This is a genomic window from Rhodoferax sp. GW822-FHT02A01 (assembly GCF_038784515.1).
GTDB lineage: Bacteria > Pseudomonadota > Gammaproteobacteria > Burkholderiales > Burkholderiaceae_C > Allorhodoferax.
In genome coordinates this window covers 1,742,197-1,763,419 of the sequence record NZ_CP152376.1, presented here as the reverse complement: position 1 = coordinate 1,763,419, position 21,223 = coordinate 1,742,197, and the positions used below count along the sequence as shown (strand labels likewise).

The 21,223-nt window shown below is 59.2% G+C and carries 19 protein-coding genes and 1 pseudogene; 11 read left to right on the top strand and 9 right to left on the bottom strand.

Annotated features, from left to right (window positions below):
• Positions 1-8 precede the first annotated feature (8 nt).
• A complete protein-coding gene (locus AAGF34_RS08370; RefSeq protein WP_342620158.1) occupies positions 9-1,283 on the bottom strand; it encodes an ABC transporter substrate-binding protein in 1,275 nt (424 codons plus the stop codon).
• A gap of 284 nt (positions 1,284-1,567) precedes the next feature.
• On the opposite strand from AAGF34_RS08370, the gene AAGF34_RS08365 reads away from it, so the two are divergent.
• The 7 genes from AAGF34_RS08365 to AAGF34_RS08335 all read left to right on the top strand — a co-directional run bounded on the left by AAGF34_RS08365 (position 1,568) and on the right by AAGF34_RS08335 (position 8,754).
• On the top strand, positions 1,568-2,815 hold the full coding sequence (locus AAGF34_RS08365) for an ABC transporter substrate-binding protein (RefSeq protein WP_342620157.1): 1,248 nt from the start codon (positions 1,568-1,570) through the stop codon (positions 2,813-2,815).
• 92 nt (positions 2,816-2,907) lie between these two features.
• The gene (locus tag AAGF34_RS08360; RefSeq protein WP_342620156.1) at positions 2,908-3,822 is read left to right on the top strand and encodes a sugar ABC transporter permease; all 915 of its coding nucleotides are present in this window, start codon (positions 2,908-2,910) and stop codon (positions 3,820-3,822) included.
• Positions 3,823-3,837: 15 nt separating this feature from the next.
• Positions 3,838-4,692: a carbohydrate ABC transporter permease gene (locus AAGF34_RS08355; RefSeq protein ID WP_342620155.1), complete on the top strand. Its 855-nt coding sequence runs from the start codon at positions 3,838-3,840 to the stop codon at positions 4,690-4,692.
• Between the two features lie 10 nt (positions 4,693-4,702).
• The gene (gene ugpC, locus AAGF34_RS08350) at positions 4,703-5,845 is read left to right on the top strand and encodes a sn-glycerol-3-phosphate ABC transporter ATP-binding protein UgpC (protein ID WP_342620154.1); all 1,143 of its coding nucleotides are present in this window, start codon (positions 4,703-4,705) and stop codon (positions 5,843-5,845) included.
• The gene (locus tag AAGF34_RS08345) at positions 5,842-6,750 is read left to right on the top strand and encodes a BadF/BadG/BcrA/BcrD ATPase family protein (protein WP_342620153.1); all 909 of its coding nucleotides are present in this window, start codon (positions 5,842-5,844) and stop codon (positions 6,748-6,750) included. The genes ugpC and AAGF34_RS08345 overlap by 4 nt, the downstream gene beginning before the upstream one ends.
• 47 nt (positions 6,751-6,797) lie before the next feature.
• The gene (locus AAGF34_RS08340) at positions 6,798-7,820 is read left to right on the top strand and encodes an SIS domain-containing protein (RefSeq protein ID WP_342620152.1); all 1,023 of its coding nucleotides are present in this window, start codon (positions 6,798-6,800) and stop codon (positions 7,818-7,820) included.
• A 169-nt stretch (positions 7,821-7,989) separates the two neighbouring features.
• Entirely contained in the window at positions 7,990-8,754 is a 765-nt protein-coding gene (locus tag AAGF34_RS08335) for a transporter substrate-binding domain-containing protein (RefSeq protein ID WP_342620151.1), read from the top strand.
• 57 nt (positions 8,755-8,811) lie between these two features.
• Here AAGF34_RS08335 and AAGF34_RS08330 read toward each other — a convergent pair whose 3' ends face one another.
• Positions 8,812-9,921, bottom strand: a complete 1,110-nt coding sequence (locus tag AAGF34_RS08330) for an FAD-binding oxidoreductase (protein WP_342620150.1) — start codon at positions 9,919-9,921, stop codon at positions 8,812-8,814.
• A gap of 3 nt (positions 9,922-9,924) precedes the next feature.
• Positions 9,925-10,962 (bottom strand): aromatic ring-hydroxylating dioxygenase subunit alpha, encoded by a 1,038-nt coding sequence (locus AAGF34_RS08325; protein ID WP_342620149.1) that lies wholly within the window; start codon positions 10,960-10,962, stop codon positions 9,925-9,927.
• A 113-nt stretch (positions 10,963-11,075) separates the two neighbouring features.
• Here AAGF34_RS08325 and AAGF34_RS08320 point away from each other — a divergent pair, with 113 nt between their 5' ends.
• Positions 11,076-12,032 (top strand): LysR substrate-binding domain-containing protein, encoded by a 957-nt coding sequence (locus AAGF34_RS08320; protein WP_342620148.1) that lies wholly within the window; start codon positions 11,076-11,078, stop codon positions 12,030-12,032.
• Here AAGF34_RS08320 and AAGF34_RS08315 read toward each other — a convergent pair.
• The 5 genes from AAGF34_RS08315 to AAGF34_RS08295 form a co-directional block, all read right to left on the bottom strand.
• Positions 12,025-12,789, bottom strand: coding sequence for a UTRA domain-containing protein (locus AAGF34_RS08315; protein WP_342620147.1), 765 nt, complete (start codon positions 12,787-12,789; stop codon positions 12,025-12,027). The genes AAGF34_RS08320 and AAGF34_RS08315 overlap by 8 nt on opposite strands.
• A 3-nt stretch (positions 12,790-12,792) precedes the next feature.
• The gene (locus AAGF34_RS08310) at positions 12,793-13,584 is read right to left on the bottom strand and encodes an amino acid ABC transporter ATP-binding protein (RefSeq protein WP_342620146.1); all 792 of its coding nucleotides are present in this window, start codon (positions 13,582-13,584) and stop codon (positions 12,793-12,795) included.
• Between the two features lie 33 nt (positions 13,585-13,617).
• Positions 13,618-14,286, bottom strand: a complete 669-nt coding sequence (locus tag AAGF34_RS08305) for an amino acid ABC transporter permease (RefSeq protein WP_342620145.1) — start codon at positions 14,284-14,286, stop codon at positions 13,618-13,620.
• The gene (locus AAGF34_RS08300; RefSeq protein ID WP_342620144.1) at positions 14,283-14,927 is read right to left on the bottom strand and encodes an amino acid ABC transporter permease; all 645 of its coding nucleotides are present in this window, start codon (positions 14,925-14,927) and stop codon (positions 14,283-14,285) included. Before AAGF34_RS08300 ends, AAGF34_RS08305 begins: the two co-directional genes overlap by 4 nt.
• Before the next feature lie 84 nt (positions 14,928-15,011).
• Complete coding sequence (locus tag AAGF34_RS08295) at positions 15,012-15,833, bottom strand: transporter substrate-binding domain-containing protein (RefSeq protein ID WP_342620143.1); 822 nt, start codon at positions 15,831-15,833, stop codon at positions 15,012-15,014.
• A gap of 329 nt (positions 15,834-16,162) precedes the next feature.
• Between AAGF34_RS08295 and hutH the strand changes: the two are divergent.
• The 3 genes and pseudogenes from hutH to AAGF34_RS08280 form a co-directional block, all read left to right on the top strand.
• A pseudogene (gene hutH, locus AAGF34_RS08290) lies at positions 16,163-17,695 on the top strand (histidine ammonia-lyase); the annotation flags it as partial.
• A 27-nt stretch (positions 17,696-17,722) separates the two neighbouring features.
• Entirely contained in the window at positions 17,723-19,132 is a 1,410-nt protein-coding gene (locus AAGF34_RS08285) for an FAD-binding oxidoreductase (RefSeq protein WP_342621062.1), read from the top strand.
• Positions 19,129-20,262: a histidinol-phosphate transaminase gene (locus tag AAGF34_RS08280; protein WP_342620142.1), complete on the top strand. Its 1,134-nt coding sequence runs from the start codon at positions 19,129-19,131 to the stop codon at positions 20,260-20,262. The genes AAGF34_RS08285 and AAGF34_RS08280 overlap by 4 nt, the downstream gene beginning before the upstream one ends.
• On the opposite strand, the gene AAGF34_RS08275 is transcribed toward AAGF34_RS08280, so the two are convergent.
• Positions 20,229-21,212, bottom strand: coding sequence for an NAD-dependent epimerase/dehydratase family protein (locus tag AAGF34_RS08275; RefSeq protein WP_342620141.1), 984 nt, complete (start codon positions 21,210-21,212; stop codon positions 20,229-20,231). The genes AAGF34_RS08280 and AAGF34_RS08275 overlap by 34 nt on opposite strands.
• Between the last annotated feature and the right edge of the window lie 11 nt (positions 21,213-21,223).

The window sequence follows — 21,223 nt, the reverse complement described above, 5'->3', positions numbered from 1 at the left end:
GGGCTTTCTTAGCGCTCCATAACTGGAGTACGAATGATGGTGGCAAGGCGTCGCTGCGTTTCCAGCGTATCGCCTTTGGGGTCAGTCAGGTAGCGCCATAGCGCCTGCGCCACGGCATCCTTGATGTTCTCGTCAGCAGCCATTCTGTGCGCCAGGCTTGGCACCCGGGCGCTGGCCGGATTGGAAAACGTATCCCACGATTGGCGCGCGCAGCTATCCAGTACGGAAGGATCAATATCACGCCGCACCGGAACAGAGCCCTTGATGCGGTTGTAGGCGATTTGCGCCACCGGTCCGACCACCACTTCTGCAATTTTCTCCTGCACCGCTTCTCGCTGGCGTGGGCTTACCAGCATGGCAAAAGTATCGATGCTGTACAGATGCATGCCACTGGTGCCAGGTACTTCTATGCAACCGAAGTCCCGTGCGGGATTGGCGCCCCACGCCATCAGCTCCCCCTTGGCCCAATCACCCATGATCATCATGCCGGTGGTGTCGTTCATCAATTCGCGCGCACCTTCCGTCCAAACCCGCTCCTGCGGATTTTCACCTGCCAGGTTGCGAAGCCAGCGCAGGCGTTGAAGCGCCCGCTCCACGCGCGGATCCAGCCAGGCAGCGGAATGCCTGCGCACGATGAGATCCTGGTACAGGGTAGGGCCCGCTTCGCCAAGCAAAACGGTCTCAAAGACGGTGGCAATTTGCCATGGTTCGTCGCTCCATGCGAGTGGCCGAATGCCCGCCTGCTGTAGCTTTTGCGCAGCAACTTCAAACTGGGCCCATGTGCGCGGTGGCGCAAGTCCTATATGCGCGAACAGCCTGCGGTTGTAGAGCAGCGTATTGATGCGATGGATGCCCAAAGGAGCCGCGATCACGTCACCCTTGTAGGTCACCAGGTCCAGCACCGTGGGGAACAGGACGCTCTGCCACCGCTGCCGCTGCGCTACACCATTGAGTGGCAAAACAAGCTTGATGTCTGCCCAGTCCGTGAGCGTGGTCCCGATCAACTGTGCAACATCGGGAGGGTCGCCCATCAGCACACGGCTCTTGAGCACCTTCACTGCGGCCATGCCACCACCGCCGGGAATTGCGGCGTCCTTCCATTGCACACCCGCGAGCGCGAGCTGGCTGGCCAGCTGGTCAGCAGCTCGCCGTTCACTGCTGGACGTCCACCAGTGCAACACATCGACCGATGTGCCCGGGGTCTGCGCCATAACCGCAATCGCCGTCAGTGCAAGGGAAAACCCGAACACCAGCGAACCCCAGGCGCGAATAGAGGCTTTCATTTCATTTCGTTTTGTAACTTTATGTTGCAGGCAGACGAAGGCATGACCGTTGCCTTATTGGGAACGTTGGATAGCGCGTTAAAAAACCTGTCAGCCACTGCCGTGATAAACATAAATTTATTGAATCAAATCAATGCGTTACGCAATGTATTCGAGCTCTCTGCGGCGCATTTGAGCTTACATGGGTATCAGCATAACCTCCGCGGCACTGACGGGTAGGCGCATCCAGTGGACGCTGCATAAACCTTCAGTTCACTCCCTCAACAACTTGGAGAACGTGCGTTATGAAATCCAACCTACGCCTTGTCGCCGCAAGTGCTTTGATTCTTTGCAACACCTTGGCCCATGCCGGCAATCTCACCATTGAGAGCTGGCGCGTGGACGACAAGACCCTTTGGGAAGATGTGCTGCTACCGGCATTCAACAAGATCCATCCCGACATCACGGTGAAGTTCGCTCCCACGTCTCCACCCGAATACAACTCGGCACTGAATGCACGCCTCACCGCTGGCACTGCAGGAGACTTGATTACTTGCCGCCCATTCGATGTATCGCTGGATCTGTTCAAGAAAGGGCAGATCGACGCCTTGAACGGCGCACCCGGACTGAAGAACTTTCCCGAATCCGCGCAGGTGGCATGGCAAACGGACGATGGCAAATCCACCTACTGCATGCCGATGGCCTCCGTGATCCATGGCTTCTTCTACAACAAGAGGGTGTTTGCCGAGATGGGCCTCAAGGTACCGGAGACCGAAGCCGAATTCTTTGGTGTCCTGGACAAGATCAAGGCTGCTGGCAAGGTCGCTCCCCTGGCATTGGGCACTGCAGACCAATGGGAAACCAACCAGATCGTATTCACCAGCATTGGCGCCAACCACTGGAAGGGTGAGGAAGGTCGCAAGGCGCTGATCGCGGGCAAGAAGAAGTTCACCGATCCCGAGTTCGTCAGCACCTTCGACGTGATGGCCAAGTGGGCCCCCTATCTGCCAAAGGGCTACCAAGCCCAGACCTACGGTGACTCCCAAAATCTGTTTGGCACCGGCCGCGCAGCCATCTACCCTGCGGGCTCCTGGGACATCTCCTACTTCGAACAGAACAGCAAGGTGGACTTCGGCGCGTTCAAGCCACCGGTGCAAAAGGCGGGCGACACCTGCTACATCTCGGATCACACCGACATTGCCATGGGCATCAACAGCAAGAGCCCCAACAAGGCCGATGCGAAGGTCTTTCTGGACTGGTTGGCAAGCAAGGAGTTTGCGGACCTCTATACCAACAAGGTCACAGGTTTCTTTTCGCTGTCCAACCACAAGATTGACGTGAAGAACCCGGTAGCCAAGGAGATGATCAGCTGGCGTAATCAGTGCAAAAGCACGATCCGCCTGAACGCTCAGATCATGAGTCGTGGAACGCCCAGCATGGAAAACGAACTGTGGAACGTGGGCTCACAGGTCATCAATCTGAAGATGTCGCCCAAGGAAGCGGCGACCCAGATTCAAACTGGCTTTGCCAAGTGGTACGCGGCCGCCAAGTAGGCCTTCCTGAAGATCAGCCAACTCCCGCACCTCTTGGGGCGCGCGAGTTGGCTGGATATGGCACCCAAGTTTCCATCTGAAGGGAGTCCCCCATGCAATCGGGTTTCTCATGGCGTGTGGCGGTGTTTCTGCTGCCGGCGCTGTGCATCTACGCACTGTTCAGTGCCTTTCCACTGCTGGACACCCTGCGTCTGGGGCTGTACACCGCCAATGAAAACGGAGTACGCAGCTTCGCGGGAATGGACAACTACATCACCATTCTGCAGGACCCACAGTGGTCGCATGCCTTCTGGAATGCAATGGCCAACAACCTCAAGTTCTTTGGCATTCACATGGTCTTCCAGAATCCCATTGGACTCCTCCTGGCAGCACTGCTGTCACTGAAGAATGTGCGCTTTTCTGCCACCTACCGCACCATCTTCTTTCTTCCGACCTTGCTCTCGGTCGTGATCATCGGCTTTATCTGGCAACTGATCCTGTCGCCTTTGTGGGGAGTGTCCGAGCGTCTGCTCGGACTGCTTGGTCTGGGTGACTGGTTCGAGCCATGGCTTGGTCTGGAAAGCAGCGCACTGTTTACAGTTTCGTTGATGTCAGTCTGGCAGTACATCGGCATTCCCATGATGCTGATCTATGCCGCACTGATTGCCATACCGGAAGACATCGTGGAGGCGGCACTTGTGGAAGGGGCCACACCATGGCGCATCTTCTGGTTCATCCGCCTGCCCCTGATTCTTCCGACATTGGGCCTGGTCACCATTCTGACGTTTGTCGCCAACTTCAACGCGTTCGACCTTATCTATACCGTCAAGGGTGCCATGGCCGGCCCCAACTACAGCACCGACATCCTGGGCACCCTGTTCTATCGGACCTTCTTTGGCTACCAGTCACAAGTTGCAAGTCCAACGATGGGGGCTGCGGTAGCCACCATCATGTTCCTGGTCATTCTGTGTGGTGTGGCTGGGTATTTCCTGGCCGTTCAGCGCCGTCTGCAGCGCTTTGCACTTTGAACCCCGGACTCGTTTATGCACCGCACATCCCATCTGATTCGTCCGCGGTTTGACACCAGCCGCGTCTTTGTTCACGCAACGCTGATTGCTTACCTACTGCTGGCGTTACTGCCCGTCTTGCTGGTACTAATGAACTCGTTCAAGAGCCGCGACGCAATATTCAACGACCCGCTGGCCTGGCCAACCACCGACACGTTTTCGCTCATCGGATACACCAAAGTACTGGGGCGCTCGGACGTGATGCACTACTTTGGCAACAGCTTTGCAGTGACGGTCGCCTCGCTGTTCTTCATATTGCTGTTTGGCGCCATGGCCGCCTGGGCACTGACGGAGTACAGATTTACAGGCAACCGTTGGCTGAAATTCTTTTTCGCCTTCGGCATCATGGTTCCGATCCGGCTCGGCACGGTATCCATCCTGCAACTGATGGTGGAACTGCAGTTGGTCAACACGCTGACGGCGCTGGTGCTGGTATATGTGGCCCAAGGCCTGCCTCTGGCTGTGATGATTCTTTCGGAGTTCATGGCGCAGGTACCAAGCGAGCTCAAGGACGCCGCGCGCTGTGACGGGGTGGATGAATTTCGCATCTTCTTCAAGGTGGTAGTGCCCTTGGTGCGGCCGGCAATAGCCACGGTCGCAGTCTTCACCATGGTGCCGATCTGGAATGACCTGTGGTTCCCGCTGATTCTGGCGCCTTCCGAAAAGACCCAGACCATCACGCTGGGCATCCAGCAGTTTGTGGGGCAGTACGCCACCGACTGGAATGCCGTGCTGGCCTCCCTTTCGCTCGCCATTGTTCCAGTGGTAAGCCTCTACGCAATCTTCTCCCGTCAACTCATTCGCGGCATCACCGCGGGCGCCGTCAAATAAGGTACACACCATGGCAAGCGTTACCCTTTCCAAACTCACCAAGTCCTATGGCAACAATCCACCGGTCCTGCAGGATGTGGATCTGCATATTGAACACGGCGAACTCGTGGTACTGGTGGGCCCCAGCGGCTGCGGCAAGTCCACACTGCTGCGAATGCTATGCGGCCTGGAGTCCATCAGCAGCGGCGAACTCCGCATTGGCAACCAGGTGGTCAACGCCTTGCCACCCGCCGAACGTGGCATTGCCATGGTGTTTCAGAGCTACGCCCTGTACCCGCACATGAATGTGTACCGCAACATGGCCTTCGGCCTCAAGTTGCACGGAGCCAGCCGCAGCGATATTGACCGCCGTGTCCGTGAGGCCGCGCGTGTACTGCACATAGACCACTTGCTCGAACGCCTGCCCCGCGAGCTGTCCGGAGGACAGCGACAGCGCGTTGCGATTGGACGCGCCATTGTGCGTGAGCCACGCCTCTTTCTTTTTGACGAACCACTATCCAATCTGGATGCGGCACTGCGCGCCAAGACCCGTATCGAGCTGGCGCGCCTGCACAGGGATCTGGCCGCTACCATGGTGTACGTCACGCACGATCAGATTGAGGCCATGACATTGGGCGACAAGATCGTGGTGCTCAACGAAGGGCGCGTACAGCAGGCAGGCACTCCACTGACGCTGTACCAGCAGCCTGCCAACCGCTTTGTTGCCACTTTCATTGGCTCACCGACGATCAATTTGCTACCGGCCCGCGTGATTGATGTGAATGCGCAAGGCGTTCAGGTTCGCTTTGGCAATGGCGCCACTGCGTTTGCTACCGTTCAAGCAAGTTCGCTTCAGCCTGGCGAGACGGTGGAGATTGGTGTGCGCCCGGAGCACTGTGAAGTACTGCCCGCCGATGCACGCCCGGTGGGCAACGATCTGCTGCTGAACGTCGAGATCACCCTGGTTGAGCACCTGGGTGAATCGAATCTGCTGTATGTCCGCACCGATGACGGACAGGACCTGATACTGCGCGGAGACGGCAACGTGGAAGTCAACCTTGGCGATCATTTAATTGTTCGGGCGGCGCCACATTCACTGCATCTCTTCCGGGTAGATGGCACTGCTTGCTTGCGTCTGAATCCCGGCAACATGCGCGCCGCGCACACAAGATGAGTACGCTGGCAGTGCCGCAATCCTTGCCGGCAAATATCAGTTACTTGGCAGCCGTGGATGGTGGCGGAACCAGTACAAGAGCCCGGGTCTGGCATCGAAGTGGTGTACTCGTCGGAGAGGGGCGCGCTGGCGCTTCAGGACTGATGCAGGGTAGCGCCCAAGCCTGGGAAAACATCGCATGCGCAATACAGACGGCGACTCCAGCGGATCTCGACCCCGATTGGCAGAAACCCATCCGGACGAACACCGCTTTGGGACTGGGCCTGGCTGGTGCCAACAATCCCGTTTGGGCGGCCGACCTACTGCGGACCAATCCTGGCTACCCGCATGTGGACTTGCACTCAGACGCACTCACCGCGCTACATGGCGCACATGCAGGGTCCGCCGGCGCGCTCATCATCTGCGGCACTGGTGCCATCGGAATGGCCCAGGATGGCGATGGTGCTCTGCGCACCGTGGGTGGCTGGGGTTTTCCCAGCGGTGATGAAGGCAGCGGAGCCGATCTTGGACTTCGCGCCATACGCCTGACACAACAGGCGCTTGACGGTCGCAGGGATCCTTGCGCGCTGACGCAGGCCATCCTGCAGCATGTGGGTGGCAGTCGCGCAGCATTATTGAATTGGTGCGGTCAAGCCAACCAGAACACCTACGCCACTTGCGCCCCTCTGGTCTTTGCCATGGCGTCTAAGGACACCGCCGCGCAAGACCTGATCAAGCTGGCCGTGGACAGTCTGTGCACCATGGCAGAGGCACTGGATCACCGACATACGCTTCCATTGGTCGTTGCTGGAGGCATTGGCCAGCAGCTCGTTTCTCGACTGCCGCTTTCCGTCACCGATCGCATCGCCCGTGCACAAGGTGACGCCATGCAAGGGGCAGCGCAATTGCTGCTCAAGACATTCTGATTGCGTGAATAAATACGCCTTCGCTCTTCCTTTCATCCATTTCTCTTATGACAACCAAGATGTACCAGGAGGCTTGCGCCTCGGCCGCTCAGGTAGCTTTGCAACTGTCTTTGGACACTGACCGATATGAGGCCTTGGGAGCCGCGTTGCGCGGCTCTGCACCCACCGGCATTGTGACCATTGCGCGTGGAAGCTCGGATCATGCTGCTTCCTATTTTTCGTATCTGGTGATGTCACGCACGGGTCAGCTGGTGACGTCATTGCCAATGTCCCTGATGACGCTGTATCGGGCACCCATTGCACATCAGCGCATGCTGGCCGTATCGGTATCGCAGTCCGGCCGCAGTCCCGACTTGTATGGACCCATGCAAATGTTTACCGATGCGGGTGCAACGACCGTGGCATTGGTAAACGCCGCACAGTCTCCGCTCGCAGATGCGGTGCAATGGCCACTGGCATTGCATGCCGGCCCGGAAGAAAGTGTTGCAGCGACCAAAAGCTATATCTGCTCACTGGTCGCGGCGGCACGTCTTGCGGCGGTCTGGGGTGGCTATCTCGATTTGATAGCCGGGTTGCGGAATATTTCCTCAGCCTTGGCCACCGCCTGCTCCCTGGACTGGAGCTGCGCCCTGCCTGCACTGAGGGATGCTGACCGCCTGCTGGTCATCGGTCGCGGTCCGGGTCTGGCAATTGCCAATGAGGCGGCGCTGAAGTTCAAGGAAACCTGTGGCATTCAGGCCGAAGCATTCAGTGGTGCCGAAGTACAGCATGGACCCATGGCATTGGTAGATACGGGGTACATCATCTTGATCTTTGCACTGCGTGGCCCGGCGCAGGCCAGCCTCCTGCAAGTCGCGCGAGATATGCGCCAAAGAGGCGCCAACGTGCTGCTCGCCGCGCCTGATGATGTTGCCGAACGTGATCTGACATTGGCCACGGCAGATATTCCGGACCTTGATCCGATCGTGGCAATACAGTCCTTTTACCTGCTGGTTGAGGCAGTTTCGCGCGCGCGCGGGATTGATCCTGACGCCCCACGGCATCTTTCCAAGATCACATCCACGCTCTAGGGGCAGTCTGACTTTTGGCGGAGGCTTCCACTGCCGCCGCGTAGACCAATTCCAGCTCGAGAAGAGCGCTAGTTGAAGCAGCCCTTGACGTACTTCGAAAATTGTGTTTTCAATTGCGGAAAGAAGGTTAGACGTCCATTCAGTAGAAATTCTTGAAGGGCCATGACTCATGAGTGCGCTGTGCGTTGGCAGCAGCCTCGGACTCGCTCGTTGGAGATACATTGCGCTGTTCGGCGTATTGTTCGGCCTTGCCTGCCTCGAATGTGACGCCCAAGTCATCTTGCGACTGGCCAGGATCGAAAACGTTCCCGACCAACAGGTTGGTGCTGAAATTCTTGTAGCGGTCTACGGCAAGCTAGGTATCCAACTTCAGTTCGTAGATGGTCCGGCAAAGCGATCGTTGATTGAGTCAAGCGAAGGTCGCCTCGATGGAGAGATACAGCGCGTGCTAGCCGTACAAAGCGAATACCCCTCGCTGATCGCTGTTTCCGAACCCATCAACTACATCGAGCCAATTGCATTTACCAAATCGTTGAGCTTTGCTGTAAGTGGCTGGGACTCACTTCGTCCCTACAAGATAGGAATCGTGCGGGGCGTTGGCTCGTCAGAACGGGGAGTTTCCGGCATGCCACATGTATCTCCGACCACGACCATGGATCAGATGATGCTTATGCTCAATGCAGGCCACATCGATGTGGCAGTCAACGATCTTTTCAGCGGCATGCTTGTCTTGAATCGGCTTGGAATTCAGGCGGATATTCACCCTCTTTTCCCGATGTTGCAACATATCGAGCTATACCACTTCCTGAATGAACGACATCGTGCACTGGTGCCTCGGGTCGAAGGCGTCATTCGTCAGATGAAGTCAAGTGGTGAACTGGCCAGCTTGCGTAAGCAGATAACAGACCGCATGCTGCACCAGGAAAACAAGTAGGGTCGAAAATTTGGACCAATCGCCGCCCGAGACTTCGGGCCCAAGTGCAATCCAAAACTACAAATCCAGCACCAGCGAACCCGATGGACGCGCGCAGCAGAGCAGGACATGATGGGCTGGCGGTTCATCGAGCGGTTCTTCGAAGTAGTTGATCTGGCCGTCCAGCAGGCCGGTGCAACAGGTTCCACACACGCCAGCGCGACAACTGAAATCTGGTGTGAGACCGACACTTTCGGCAAATTCCAATAGTGACCGTGCGTCGGAGCTCCATGGGGCGGTACGCCCACTTTTTCTGAAATGGATCTGGATGCCCGCGTCGCATGCAGCGGCCGTACTCACCGCCGGAGCCGTTGCTTGGGGTTGCGTTGCAAGGTCCTGCTCCAGCACCGTGGCGGGCCCGAAAAATTCATAGGCAATGCGTTTCCTGGCTACGCCCAGGCTGCGCACCAGTGCGTACACGGCCTGCATGAAAGGGGGCGGCCCGCACAGATAGAAATCGTAGTCATCCAGGTGCAACAGCCTTTGCAGCAGTGCTCGCGTTATCACGCCCTCGTCATGGTGCCGCGCCGTGGCACTATCCGCAGCCGTGGGGAATCGGTAGACGAAATGGCTTGTAATGCCGTTGCGCGACGCTGCCAGTTCACGCACCTCATCACCCAGCGCATGGACCGATCCGTTGTCACAGGCGTGCACAAACACCACGCGCCGTTCGCTCTGCCTGGCCAGCGCATGCAACATGGACACCAGGGGCGTGAGTCCTACGCCACCGCTGAGCAATACCACCGGCCTGTTGCTTGCGCGGTCCAACACGAACTCGCCCCGCGGGCCCTCAGCCATCAGGACATCACCCACTTGCACATGGTCATGCAGATAGCAGGAAGCCAAGCCATCCGGTACCCCAGGCTGGCTAGCGGCCTCACGCTTCACCGAGATGCGGTAGTGCCCAACTTGTCCCGGCGCACAGGACACGCTGTAGTTTCTCAGCACGGACTGTCCGTCTGACTGCCCCGGGATTTTGAACACCAGGAACTGGCCGGGCTCGAAATGGCGCCAGTCCCCTTCGTCCACCGGATTCAGGTGAAACGAGGTGATGGTGTCACTTTCACGAATCTTTGCGCTGACCCTCAGCGGACGAAAACCGCGGCTGCTGGCCGTCTGCGCCACCATCACTCACGCAGCCAATGACAAGCGCGCATTTTCAGCGTCGATCAGCTGCGCCAGTTTGCGTCGGAAGCGCATTGGGCCGACGTCGATATGCAGATCGATGTTGGGCGCGGTCTTTTCTGCCATGCCCTTGTGCACCGCCTGCAGAATGACGCGGTCCTCGCTGAAGGCCTGGCGCACCGACTCGGCAAACTGGCGCGAAACCTCGGCATCGTTGGGTGCGAAGTTACGCATCTGGAACCAGAAATAGCGCGTCGTGTTTTCGTCAATGGGCGTCATGAAGTTGTAGCTGTCCATGTGGAACAGGTCCGGGTGTGCAGCACGCCCCTCACCGCCATGGCCAGCCGGCGTGAAGATGGCCCTGATCAACGCCAGGCAGGGGAAACGCACTTCGTACTGCTGCTTGCGGTCGCAGTTGCCCTTGAACTTCAGAAAGGGTACATAGAACGGTGCGGGCTCCGTGTCCATCATCCACCGCGATACCGTGACACCGTTGTCCGCCACCGTGGTCTGCAGCGGTGTGTCCTCGCACGCAGCGCCAGCAAACGATGTCTGATGCACCCAGGACACGTGTGACGGGTCCAGGAGGTTGTCCGTCATGTACAAGTAGTTGCAGGCAATGGTCATGCCGTCGCCTTGGTTCATGCCCCAGGCCGGATCGCCCCAGTGCTCCACCGCAAAGATGTCCGCAGGGTTGGCCTTGTCTGCCTCACCCATCCAGATCCACAGCAATCCAAACCGTTCTTCTATCGGATAGGAACGCACCACTGCTGCCTTGGGGATGTTGCTGGCGCCCGGCACCTTGACGCATTGCCCGCTGCAATCAAAGGTCAGGCCGTGGTAGCCGCATTCGATATGGTCGCCCTTGATGCGCCCCAGCGACAGCGGCAGCTTGCGGTGCGGGCATGCGTCTTCGAGCGCTGCAGGCGTTTTGTCCGACTTGCGGTACAGCGCCACTTTGTCGCCCAGGATCGTGAGGGGCAGAGGCGCGTCGGTCAGCTCTCTATCCCAGGCGGCGACATACCAGGCATTGCGTAGAAACATGTGTTTTCCCCAATTGAAGTGAAGTGGTGATCAGCAACGAATTTAGTAGGGGCCCACTGGGAATACAAGTCATTTCCTCTGCAATTTAGTTTAGATAAGCTAAACTGAAAACCATGGCTACCCGCAAGAATCACGCGATCAAATTGCCACCGCTGCGCGCGTTGCAGGCCTTTGAATCCTTGGCCCGCAACGGCAGTGTGGCAGGTGCGGCTGCCGAGATGGGCGTGTCCTCCGGCGCCATCAGCCAGCAGCTGCGCAAGCTGGAGGAGAGCGTGGAGCTGCGTTTGTTCGAGCGCAAGGGCAAAGGCCTGGAGCTCAGCTTCTTCGGTCGTCTGTATCTGACGGAACTGGGTCCCGCCTTTGACCAATTACGGCGTGCCCAGGAAAAACTGCTGCACGCCAAGACCAGCAGCGGCCTGGTGCTGAGTTGCTTGTCGTCCATTGCCACGCGATGGATAGGACCGCAATTGTTCGATTGGCAAGCGGCCCATCCCGAAGCCAAGATCCGCCTGACCGGTGCAGAAACCGAACCGCGTCTGACCGGTGAGTTTGTCGACTTCCGCATCTCCTATGGAAGCGCCGTGCGTGGCTTTGAACACTCCGCGGAGTTGTTCCATGACTGGGCGGTTCCGGTCTGTGCGCCGTCGCTCCTGCATACCCACGCAGTGGCGGAGCCTTCGGATCTGCTGCGTCTACCTTTGATCAACGTAGAGTGGGACAGCAGCTTCGGCAATGCGCCGAGTTGGAAGGAGTGGGCCGCCAGCATTGGTGCAGCCTCCCGTCACCGCACCCCGAGCGAGCTGGCGTATTCGCTGTCCAGCGCAGCCATCGACGCAGCTGTGCATGGCCGCGGCGTGGTACTGGCCCAGGTCTCATTGATAGGCGACGACCTTGCGTCAGGGCGTCTGGTGGCGCCTTTTGATCACCGGGTGCCTCTGGATCAGCCCTACTTCCTGGCATGGGACCGAGCGGTGCTGCAAAAGCCGCATGGGCCGCAGTTCCGATCCTGGCTGCTGGCCATGGGCAAGCGCCAGGCCAAGGCGTCGATTGGTCCCTTGCCCGTCAGGTGAGCGGGCCTTGCTCTTCGGCTCCGCCTGCCTGAATGGTGGGTGAAAAGCGCGCCACCAGCTCATGGCCTTCACCTGGGTACAACAGGTGCACAAAGGTTACCGACTTGCCTTGCAACCAGGTGCTGCGTTCAATGATGAGCCCAGGCGTTCCAACGGCCACCTTCAATAGCTCGGTGAGCTCAGGCCCCACACTGCCCACACGTATGCGGTGCTCAGCGGATGTCCAGGGCACGTGGCCGCGTAACCAGGCCCCCGGCGACTGATCCAGAAAATCTTCCACGTTGGCGCGCGGCACGGTATCCAGATTGATCAGCCGCGACTCCAGGCAGAACGGACGGGAGCCAGCGTAATGCAGGACCTGCATATCCAGCACCAGACCGGGTACCTGCAGGTCCAGCAGCTTCATGTCGGAGCGTGTGCTGCGACGCTTCTTGCGTGACAGGATGTCGTAGCGATAGGGCAGATTCAGCGCTGCCACTTCCGCGCGTATGTCCTGAATGACCAACACAGCCGAGCGGGATTGCGAACGCAGCACCACGGTGCCCGCCTTGCGCTTGCGCTCCACCATATTGGCCTGTGCCAATTGGGTCAGCACCTTGTTGACCGTCATGCGCGAGCATTGGTATTGAATGGCCAGATCGTGCTCGGACGGAATGCGGTAGCCCGGCAACCATTTGCCGGTGAGTATGTTTTGCTCTATCTCGTGCAGTATGCGCTGGTGCAGGGACGAGCTTGGTGCAGCGGTCTTTTCACTCATCTTTCAGACCAGCATGGCGGCGCCACGATCCAGGTAGGTATCGAGAAACTGGTCCAGGCGCGGGTGACGCGGCTTGCCGAACACTTGCTGAGGTGTACCCTCCAGCAGCAGCTTGCCGTGATCGAGAAAGGCAATCTTGTTACCCATGGAGGCGGCAAAACCGATCTCGTGCGACACCACCACCATGGTCATGCCATCGGCCGCCAGGGAACGCATGACATTGAGCACCTCACCGGTCAGCTCCGGGTCCAGTGAAGAGGTCGGTTCGTCAAACAACATGATTTCAGGCTCCAGCGCCAGGGCACGGGCAATGGCTACACGCTGCTGCTGCCCGCCCGACAGCTGCGAAGGGTAGTGGCCAGCGCGGGCTTCAAGGCCCACCTTCCTCAGTTGCACCATGGCACGCTCAGTGGCCTCGGCCGCGGGCATCTTTTTCACCGTCTTGAGCGCTTCGGCCACATTGCCCACGGCGGTCATATGCGGCCAGAGGTTGAACTGCTGGAAGCACATGCCGATCTTGGAGCGTACGCCGCGGATATTTTCAGGACTCATGCGTACACGACCACCTTGGGCCTGTTCCTCAAAGCCCAATGGAGCGCCGTTGATGTGGATGAAGCCGGTCGTGGCCTCTTCCAGGAAGGCCATGCAACGCAACAAGGTACTTTTGCCAGAGCCGGAGGGACCAATCAGGCAGGTGACCTGGCCTGCTTCGATATGGAGATCGATGTTGTGCAGGACTTCTGTCTGGCCAAAGCTCTTGCTCAGGTTCTTGACTGTGATTGCGTGTGTAGCCATGGGGTTGCCAATGATAGGTTGATGCAGGTTGACTTAAGGGTGGGCAAAAGTGAAGCGGGCCAATTTGGTTTCCGCCACACGACCCAGATAGCCGCACAGCTCCACCATGCCCCAGTAGCAGCAAGCCAACAGAAACAGTGCTTCCACGAACGCATATTGTTCCGTGCCTATCGCGCTGATCTTGAAGGTGAGCTCGGGCACTGTGATGATGGACAGGATGGCCGTTTCCTTGAGCAGGATGATGAGCATGTTGACTGCAGCCGGAAGAATGAGCATGGTCATTTCCGGCAACATGATGCGCATCACCACCTGACGCCGTGTCATGCCCAGACACTCGGCGGCCTCAATGTGGCCGCGCGGAATGGCTTCAAAACCCGCGCGGAATATTTCGCTGAAATACGCTGCGCCATAAATCGCCAGACCCAGCAACCCCGCAGGAAACGGATCCAGTGCGATGCCGATGAAGGGGCCACCGTAGTAGAGCAGGAACAGTTGAATCAGAAACGGCGTTCCACGCATCAATTCGACATAAGCCAGCAGAATGCGGCTCAGGAATCTGGGGCCGAAGCGTCGCAGCAGCGCCACGATGAAGCCCAGCACAATCGCCATGAAGGCTCCGCCCAACCAGGCGCTCATGGTGACTCCGGCGGCGCGCGCCAGTTCCGGGGCCAGGGATGCAATCAGGTTCAAATCGAGCTTCATGGCTTGATTCCCCAGCGAAAGGAACGCTCTACATATTGGGCGCCAAATGCCACTGCGCCGCAGATGACCAGGTACAGCAAGCCGGCACAGGCAAACAGCGGCAGCGGCTGAAAGGTGCTGGCCGAGAGATCCTGCGCCATGCGCGAGAGCTCAACCACGCCAACCACCGACACCAGCGAGGACGCCTTCAGAATCAGGATGGCCTCATTGGCAATGGCGGGTAGTGTGGCCCGCAAGGCGATGGGAGTGCGTATGCGCCAGAACTGCTGAAAGGCATTCATGCCCAGCATCTCTGCCGCTTCCAGAAGTCCGCGCGGCACACTGGCAAAGCCACCGCGCAGGTTCTCTGCTTGATAGGCCGCTGTGCAAAGTGTCAGGCCGACTATGGCCGCCACCACGCTAGGGACATTGATGCCCATGGCGGGCAGCAGGTTGTAAATCAGCAGCAGCTGAACCAGCAAGGGAGCTCCGCGAAAGAAGCTGACAAAGGTCTTGCCCGCTAGAGAAACGGCACGGTTGCGTGCCAAGGTGGCCACCGATATCACGGTGCCCAACGCCAAGCCTAAAACAATGGAGACCAGACTGATGAGAATCGTCCACCCACTTGCCTTGACCAGCAACCAGAAAAGATTCAGGGACATGCGAGACCTTTGCCAAACGCGTATCGACGCCCCGACGCTGGACGGGGCCAGGACGCCGGGGTCTATTTTGCAAAAGCCTGTAGCTTAGAAGTTGGCCTGGGTTATTTCGTTGGGCGTGTCGAAGCTATCGCCAAACCACTTCTTCTGGATGCTGGCCAGGCGGCCGTCGGCCTTGATCTTCAGGATGGCAGCGTTCAGGGCGGCGACCAGCTTGTCGGAGTCCGCGTCCTTGCGCCAAATGAAACCAAAGTAGCTCTTGGCACCAAAGGCGGGTTTCACCACTTCAAAGTCGGGGCGCTGCTGGGCCACGAAAGTGATGTTGGTGATGGAGTTGGCAACTGCAACCACGCGGCCGGCGGCCAGGTCGGCATAGGCTTCGTTGTAGCCAGGGTATTCGCGAGCGTCCACCTTGCCAGGCAAGGTGTCACCAAACGCCTTGAGTTGTGCCAGCTGGGCCGTGGCCTTGCCAGCGCCTACGGCCTTGCCAGAAATATCGGCTGGCTTGGTGATCGAAGTTTCACTCTTGCGCTTGAGCAAGGCTACGGTTGCCTCTGCTATCGGAGGGGAGAAACGGAAGCGCGCCATGCGTTCCTTGGTAATGGTGGCTGGGCCAGCGACCACGTCAAACTTGCCGGCTTCCAGACCGGGGAAGACACCCTCCCATGGCAGCAGCACCCATTCCAGCTTCACGCCCATTTCCTTGGCGATTTCGGCAAACAGGTCCATGTTCATGCCCACGTGTTCACCGTCCTTGATGAAGTCGAACGGAGCAAAGGCGGTTTCCGTACCCACCTTGAGCACACCTGCAGCCTTGACGCGCGACAGTGCGTCTTGGGCATATGCGCCCAGAGAAGCCAACGCGATGACCGCGCAAGCCGCCGATTTGAAAAAGAAACGTTTCGTCATGGATGACTCCAATTGAGGGTTGGGAAGTGATGCTGCCAACTGCCAGCATCGCGGGCTATTTGCCTATACATATTAAATCATCGACCATCACGCAAAAACTAAGGGTTTACCCTAATTCCGTCTTAAATTTACATGCGCAGAACTGGTGCACGTGCACTGGATTGGTGGGCCAATACGACGGGATATGGTGCATTACACAAGCTGCGGTCCAATCCTGTCTGTAGGTGGATGTCCTTGCATTCTTTCATATTTGTCTATACATTATGAAAAATGCAATACGCAATGGATAACACCGCCGCTCCCGCAACAACCGCCGAGAAAAGCCATTCATGACCACCACCATCACACTCAAGCCAGGCCATGTGGACCTGTACACACTGCGCCAGATTGAAGCTGGAAATGTTCTCCTGGCGCTGGACCCCGCTGCGCGGGAAGACATGCTGAAGTCGCAGGCTGCGGTGCAAAAAATTGTGGACAGCGGTGACGTGGTCTACGGCATCAACACCGGCTTTGGCAAGCTGGCGCAGACCATCATTCCCTCCGAGCGTCTGGCAGAACTGCAGCGCAATCTGGTGCTGTCGCACAGCGTGGGCACCGGCGAGAGTCTGGCACCTGGCGTGGTGCGCATGGTGCTGGCCACCAAGGCAGTGAGTCTGGCGCGTGGGCACTCGGGCGCGCGACCGGAGCTGGTCGACGCCCTGTTGGCCTTGTTCAATGCGAATGTGTTGCCACGCATCCCGGCCAAGGGCTCGGTAGGTGCGTCGGGTGACCTTGCGCCCCTGGCCCATATGGCCTGCGTACTGATTGGCGAAGGGGAGGCCACGGCGCCCGACGGCAGCGTGATCAGTGGCAAGGAGGCCATGCAGCGCATTGGCTTTGCACCGTTTGTGTTGGGCCACAAAGAAGGCCTGGCGCTGCTCAACGGCACGCAGGTGTCCACCTCCCTGGCATTGTCCGGACTGTTTGGTGCCGAGACGGTTTTTGCGGCGGGTCTGATGGCCGGAGCCCTGTCATTGGAAGCCATACAGGGATCGGTCAAACCGCTGGATGCCCGCATCCACACGGCGCGCGGCCAGGCTGGCCAAGTCGCTGTGGCGGCTGCGCTGCGCACGCTACTAGATGGCAGCGGCATCGTGGCTTCCCACGCCCATTGCGGGCGTGTGCAAGACCCCTACTCCATACGCTGCGTGCCGCAGGTGATGGGTGCCTGCCTGGACAACCTGTGCCATGCGGCCCGCGTGTTGCAGGTGGAGGCCAATGCCGCGTCGGACAACCCATTGGTGTTTGCAGACAACGGCGACGTCATATCCGGCGGCAATTTCCATGCAGAACCCGTTGCCTTCGCCTCTGACATCATTGCGCTGGCAGTAAGTGAAGTGGGTGCGATTTCCGAACGCCGCATGGCCCTGCTGTTGGACAGCGGTCTGTCAGGTTTGCCACCCTTCCTGGTGCGCGACGGGGGTGTCAATTCCGGCTTCATGATTGCCCAGGTCACCGCCGCAGCACTCGCCTCGGAAAACAAATCGCTGGCCCACCCCGCCAGTGTGGACAGTCTGCCAACCTCGGCCAACCAGGAAGACCATGTCTCCATGGCCACGTTTGCGGCCCGCCGTCTGGGCGACATGGTGAACAACACGGCAGTCGTAGTGGGTATAGAGGCAATGGCCGCAGCACAGGGCATTGAACTCAGGCGCGGCCCGAAAAGCTCGGACCTGGTGGAGGCCGAATTTGCTCGCATCCGCAGCCAGGTGGCGTTCATTGAGCAGGACCGCTTTCTGGCAACCGATGTGGAGGCCATGCGCCTGTGGGCGCTGAGCCGCAAGTGGGCGGCCCCCCTGCAACGACTTTTACCTAGCTATGCCGCAGCCGAGCACGTGGGTGCCTGCCTGATGGCCCTGACCGCCGCGCTGGGTGCTGACGCCGTTCTGCTGGGCGAGGCGATCGACCGGCACTATCAAACGGACTGGAGCGGCGGCGCAAGCGTGCAGCCACTGGCGGTGTTGCGACCCAGCGGGACCGAGCAGGTGGCCACTGCCATGCGCATCTGTCACCACTACCACGTAGCTGTGGTGCCCCAGGGCGGCATGACCGGCCTGGCCGGAGGCGCCATACCCAGCGCCAACGCTGTGGCACTGTCGCTGGAACGCTGCACTGCGCTGGAGCCCGTCGACATGTCGGAGGCCACATTGACCGTGGGTGCGGGCGCGACCTTGCAGGCCGTGCAGGAAGCCGCACTGTCAGCAGGCTTTGTGTTTGGTGTGGACCTGGGCGCGCGCGGCTCCTGCCAGATCGGCGGCAACCTGGCCACCAATGCGGGAGGCAACGGCGTGGTGCAGTACGGCATGATGCGTGAACAAGCGCTAGGCCTGGAAGTGGTTTTGGCGGACGGCAGCGTGCTGTCCATGCTGCGCCCCATGCGCAAGAACAACACGGGTTATGACCTCAAGCAATGGTTCATAGGCTCGGAAGGCACGCTGGGCATCATTACCCGCGCCACGCTGCAGTTGCGTCCCGCACCGCAGGCCAAATGCACCGCCTTGCTGGGGCTTCACGACTATGCCAGCGCCATCCGTGTGCTACGCCATATGCAGTCCCATTTCCCCGGTGCACTGGCTGCCTTTGAACTGATGTGGGAAGACTTTTATGCCACCGTGCTGCAGTGGCACCAGACTGCTTCTCCCTTTGCTCAAACGTATCCGCTGTGGGTGTTGATCGAGGTGACCGGCGCAGAGGAAACCGCATTGACAGAAGCCTTGCAGGAAACCTTGAGCCAGGCCATGGAGCAGGGTGATGTGGCCGATGTGGTGATTGCCCAATCGCAGACACAGGCGCGTGCTCTCTGGCATATCCGTGAGGCCACCGCCGAATTCCTGACCCATATGGTGCCGATCAGCTTCGATATCAGCTTGCCGGTGCATCACATCGGTGACTACGCAGAGGAATGCCAGCGGGCACTGAGCCAACAATGGCCCCTGCACAAGACCCTGCGCTTTGGCCATCTGGGCGATGGCAATCTGCATCTGACCACCGATGCCAATTCCCTGGACCCCGCGACAGACAAGGCAACGCTGATCCGATCTGTGGAAGAAATCGTTTACGGACTTCTGGCCGCACGCGGTGGCAGCATCTCTGCCGAGCACGGCATTGGCACCCACAAAAAAGACTTCCTCGCTGTCAGCCGCACGCCGCAGGAACTCGCCGCCATGCGCGCCGTCAAGCAGGCACTGGACCCGCTCAACCTGCTCAATCCGGGCAAGGTGTTTGATCCTCTTTTCGATTCGAAAGTACTGCCAGCATGAATGCGATTGCCGACCAGCTCACCCAACTCGCCCGCCCGGAAGTGCGGACACTACCTGCCTACAACGCGGGCCTTTCATCCGAGGTGGTGCGCCAACGTTATGGCGTGAGCCATGTGGCCCGCCTGGGCAGCAATGAAAACCCCTTTGGTCCCAGCCCCGCCGTGGGTGCGGCCTTGGCCAATATGGCGCAAAGCGCGGGACTCTATCCGGATGCCAATTGCCGCGCCCTGCGCAGCGCCATAGCACAGCGCTGCGGCGCTTTGGCCGATGCCGTGGTGGTGGGCAATGGCTCCGAAAATTTGCTGGAAGTGTTGTGCCAGGCCTTTCTGTCACCGGGTGATCGTGTGGTCACCCTGATTCCGTCATTTGGCCTGCATGACATCTATCCCCGCATGATGGGTGCGAGCGTGCAGATGGTGCCGGTCACCGAGGCAATGGAGTTTGACGTGGATGCCTGGTGCCTGGCACTGGCCACAGGACCGTCACCCAAGCTGGCGATTCTGAGCAACCCGTCCAACCCGGTGGGTTGCATGCTGGACACGCAGGCATTCGAGCGCATTGTTGCTGCCACGCCCGCCGACACCGTGCTGGTGGTCGACGAGGCCTACTACGAATACGCCAGGCTGAGTCCGGGCTATGCAGACGCATTGGCCACTTTGCGCAAGCAGTCGCGCCCATGGATTGTGTTGCGCACGTTTTCCAAGGCCTGGGGATTGGCCGGTCTGCGGGTGGGCTATGGCATTGCTTCAGACATATTCCTGGTGCAGATACTGGACCGCATCCGCACCCCATTCAATGTGAACTATGCCGCACAAACCGCAGCATTGGCGGCCTGGAACGACCCCGACCACATGGAGATGAGTGTGCGCGATGCCGTTGGACAGCGCGACACATTGGCCGAAGCCCTGCGTACCCTGGGCCTCTTTGTTGCACCATCAGCTGCCAACTTTCTGTTTGTGAATCTGCATCGCCCCAATGGCCCGGTAGCGGAGGCCCTGCTTGCCCGCGGCATCATCGTGAAGCCTTGGAAGGAGAAAGGATACGAACACTTCATTCGTGTCTCCATCGGAAGTGCCCTGGACAATGCCTTGTTTCTTCAGGCCATGCAGGACATTCTTGGCGACTCTTGATTGCCCAGTGCCCTGCGCACCAAAGTATCCAGATCAGCATCTCTCTGAAAGCCTGCACGCTGCGCTTGTGCCGTAACCAAAGGTGGAAACCGGCCGAACAACGCCTCGATCCGAGGATCGGGCTCGTAATGAACCAGATCTTGCGCTGCACATCCGTAGACTCTTGCCACTGCATTCACCAAAGCAGCCATGGTGAAGCAGAGCGTCGGCAGCGTCACCGTCCTACCGTTGTCCAGCAGATGACCATCCAGTGCCGCCGCATGCACTAACTGCTCCACCACACAAGGAAGCGACGACGCCCACGTGCTTGCCCGTGGCGACATGGGGCAGACAAAGGGACGTCCTGCTGCCAGCTCGCGGATCATGTCGCTCAGGAACGCCGATAGCTGACCCGTACGCGCCGGCGGGCGGGCCAGCACCCCGGGCAGGCGCACGCTGCGCCCGTCCACCCAGCCGCGCCGGGAAAAGTCGCTCACCAGAAGCTCACCGATCAGCTTCTGGTAGCCATAGGTCATCCGCGGAAGTGTCGGCATGCTGTCGTTGACTTCCGCAGACATGGTGCCGAACACGGCAATCGAACTGGCAAACACCAACACCGGTGGCGCGCCGCCGCGCTCCACCAGCAGCCTCCCCATTTCCAGCAAGGTCTGTGTGGCCTCCAGATTCACACGCTTGGCCAGCGCATAGTCGCTCTCGGCCGCGCCACCCGGGATGCTGGCCAGATGAAACACCACGTCCATGGCGCACGTACCTAGCACGGAGCGCATCCAGTCGGCGTCACCTATATCACCCGCGAGCTGACGAACGCCGTCGGCCGGAGGTTGCGCAAACGCCAGATCCAGCAGGGTGATGTGGCCTATTGCGCGCTGTCCCAACTTACGTTCGCTGATCAGGCGCTGCGCCAACGCCCGCCCCACGAAACCCGCAGCCCCGGTGATGATGACGTGCATGGAGTTTGCTC

Excerpts from the sequence above, each read along its gene's own strand:
- AAGF34_RS08370 (WP_342620158.1), bottom strand. The coding sequence starts at position 1,283 with ATGAAAGCCTCTATTCGCGCCTGGGGTTCGCTGGTGTTCGGGTTTTCC.
- AAGF34_RS08365 (WP_342620157.1), top strand. The coding sequence starts at position 1,568 with ATGAAATCCAACCTACGCCTTGTCGCCGCAAGTGCTTTGATTCTTTGC.
- AAGF34_RS08360 (WP_342620156.1), top strand. The coding sequence starts at position 2,908 with ATGCAATCGGGTTTCTCATGGCGTGTGGCGGTGTTTCTGCTGCCGGCG.
- AAGF34_RS08355 (WP_342620155.1), top strand. The coding sequence starts at position 3,838 with ATGCACCGCACATCCCATCTGATTCGTCCGCGGTTTGACACCAGCCGC.
- ugpC (WP_342620154.1), top strand. The coding sequence starts at position 4,703 with ATGGCAAGCGTTACCCTTTCCAAACTCACCAAGTCCTATGGCAACAAT.
- AAGF34_RS08345 (WP_342620153.1), top strand. The coding sequence starts at position 5,842 with ATGAGTACGCTGGCAGTGCCGCAATCCTTGCCGGCAAATATCAGTTAC.
- AAGF34_RS08340 (WP_342620152.1), top strand. The coding sequence starts at position 6,798 with ATGACAACCAAGATGTACCAGGAGGCTTGCGCCTCGGCCGCTCAGGTA.
- AAGF34_RS08335 (WP_342620151.1), top strand. The coding sequence starts at position 7,990 with ATGAGTGCGCTGTGCGTTGGCAGCAGCCTCGGACTCGCTCGTTGGAGA.
- AAGF34_RS08330 (WP_342620150.1), bottom strand. The coding sequence starts at position 9,921 with ATGGTGGCGCAGACGGCCAGCAGCCGCGGTTTTCGTCCGCTGAGGGTC.
- AAGF34_RS08325 (WP_342620149.1), bottom strand. The coding sequence starts at position 10,962 with ATGTTTCTACGCAATGCCTGGTATGTCGCCGCCTGGGATAGAGAGCTG.
- AAGF34_RS08320 (WP_342620148.1), top strand. The coding sequence starts at position 11,076 with ATGGCTACCCGCAAGAATCACGCGATCAAATTGCCACCGCTGCGCGCG.
- AAGF34_RS08315 (WP_342620147.1), bottom strand. The coding sequence starts at position 12,789 with ATGAGTGAAAAGACCGCTGCACCAAGCTCGTCCCTGCACCAGCGCATA.
- AAGF34_RS08310 (WP_342620146.1), bottom strand. The coding sequence starts at position 13,584 with ATGGCTACACACGCAATCACAGTCAAGAACCTGAGCAAGAGCTTTGGC.
- AAGF34_RS08305 (WP_342620145.1), bottom strand. The coding sequence starts at position 14,286 with ATGAAGCTCGATTTGAACCTGATTGCATCCCTGGCCCCGGAACTGGCG.
- AAGF34_RS08300 (WP_342620144.1), bottom strand. The coding sequence starts at position 14,927 with ATGTCCCTGAATCTTTTCTGGTTGCTGGTCAAGGCAAGTGGGTGGACG.
- AAGF34_RS08295 (WP_342620143.1), bottom strand. The coding sequence starts at position 15,833 with ATGACGAAACGTTTCTTTTTCAAATCGGCGGCTTGCGCGGTCATCGCG.
- AAGF34_RS08285 (WP_342621062.1), top strand. The coding sequence starts at position 17,723 with ATGGCCCTGACCGCCGCGCTGGGTGCTGACGCCGTTCTGCTGGGCGAG.
- AAGF34_RS08280 (WP_342620142.1), top strand. The coding sequence starts at position 19,129 with ATGAATGCGATTGCCGACCAGCTCACCCAACTCGCCCGCCCGGAAGTG.
- AAGF34_RS08275 (WP_342620141.1), bottom strand. The coding sequence starts at position 21,212 with ATGCACGTCATCATCACCGGGGCTGCGGGTTTCGTGGGGCGGGCGTTG.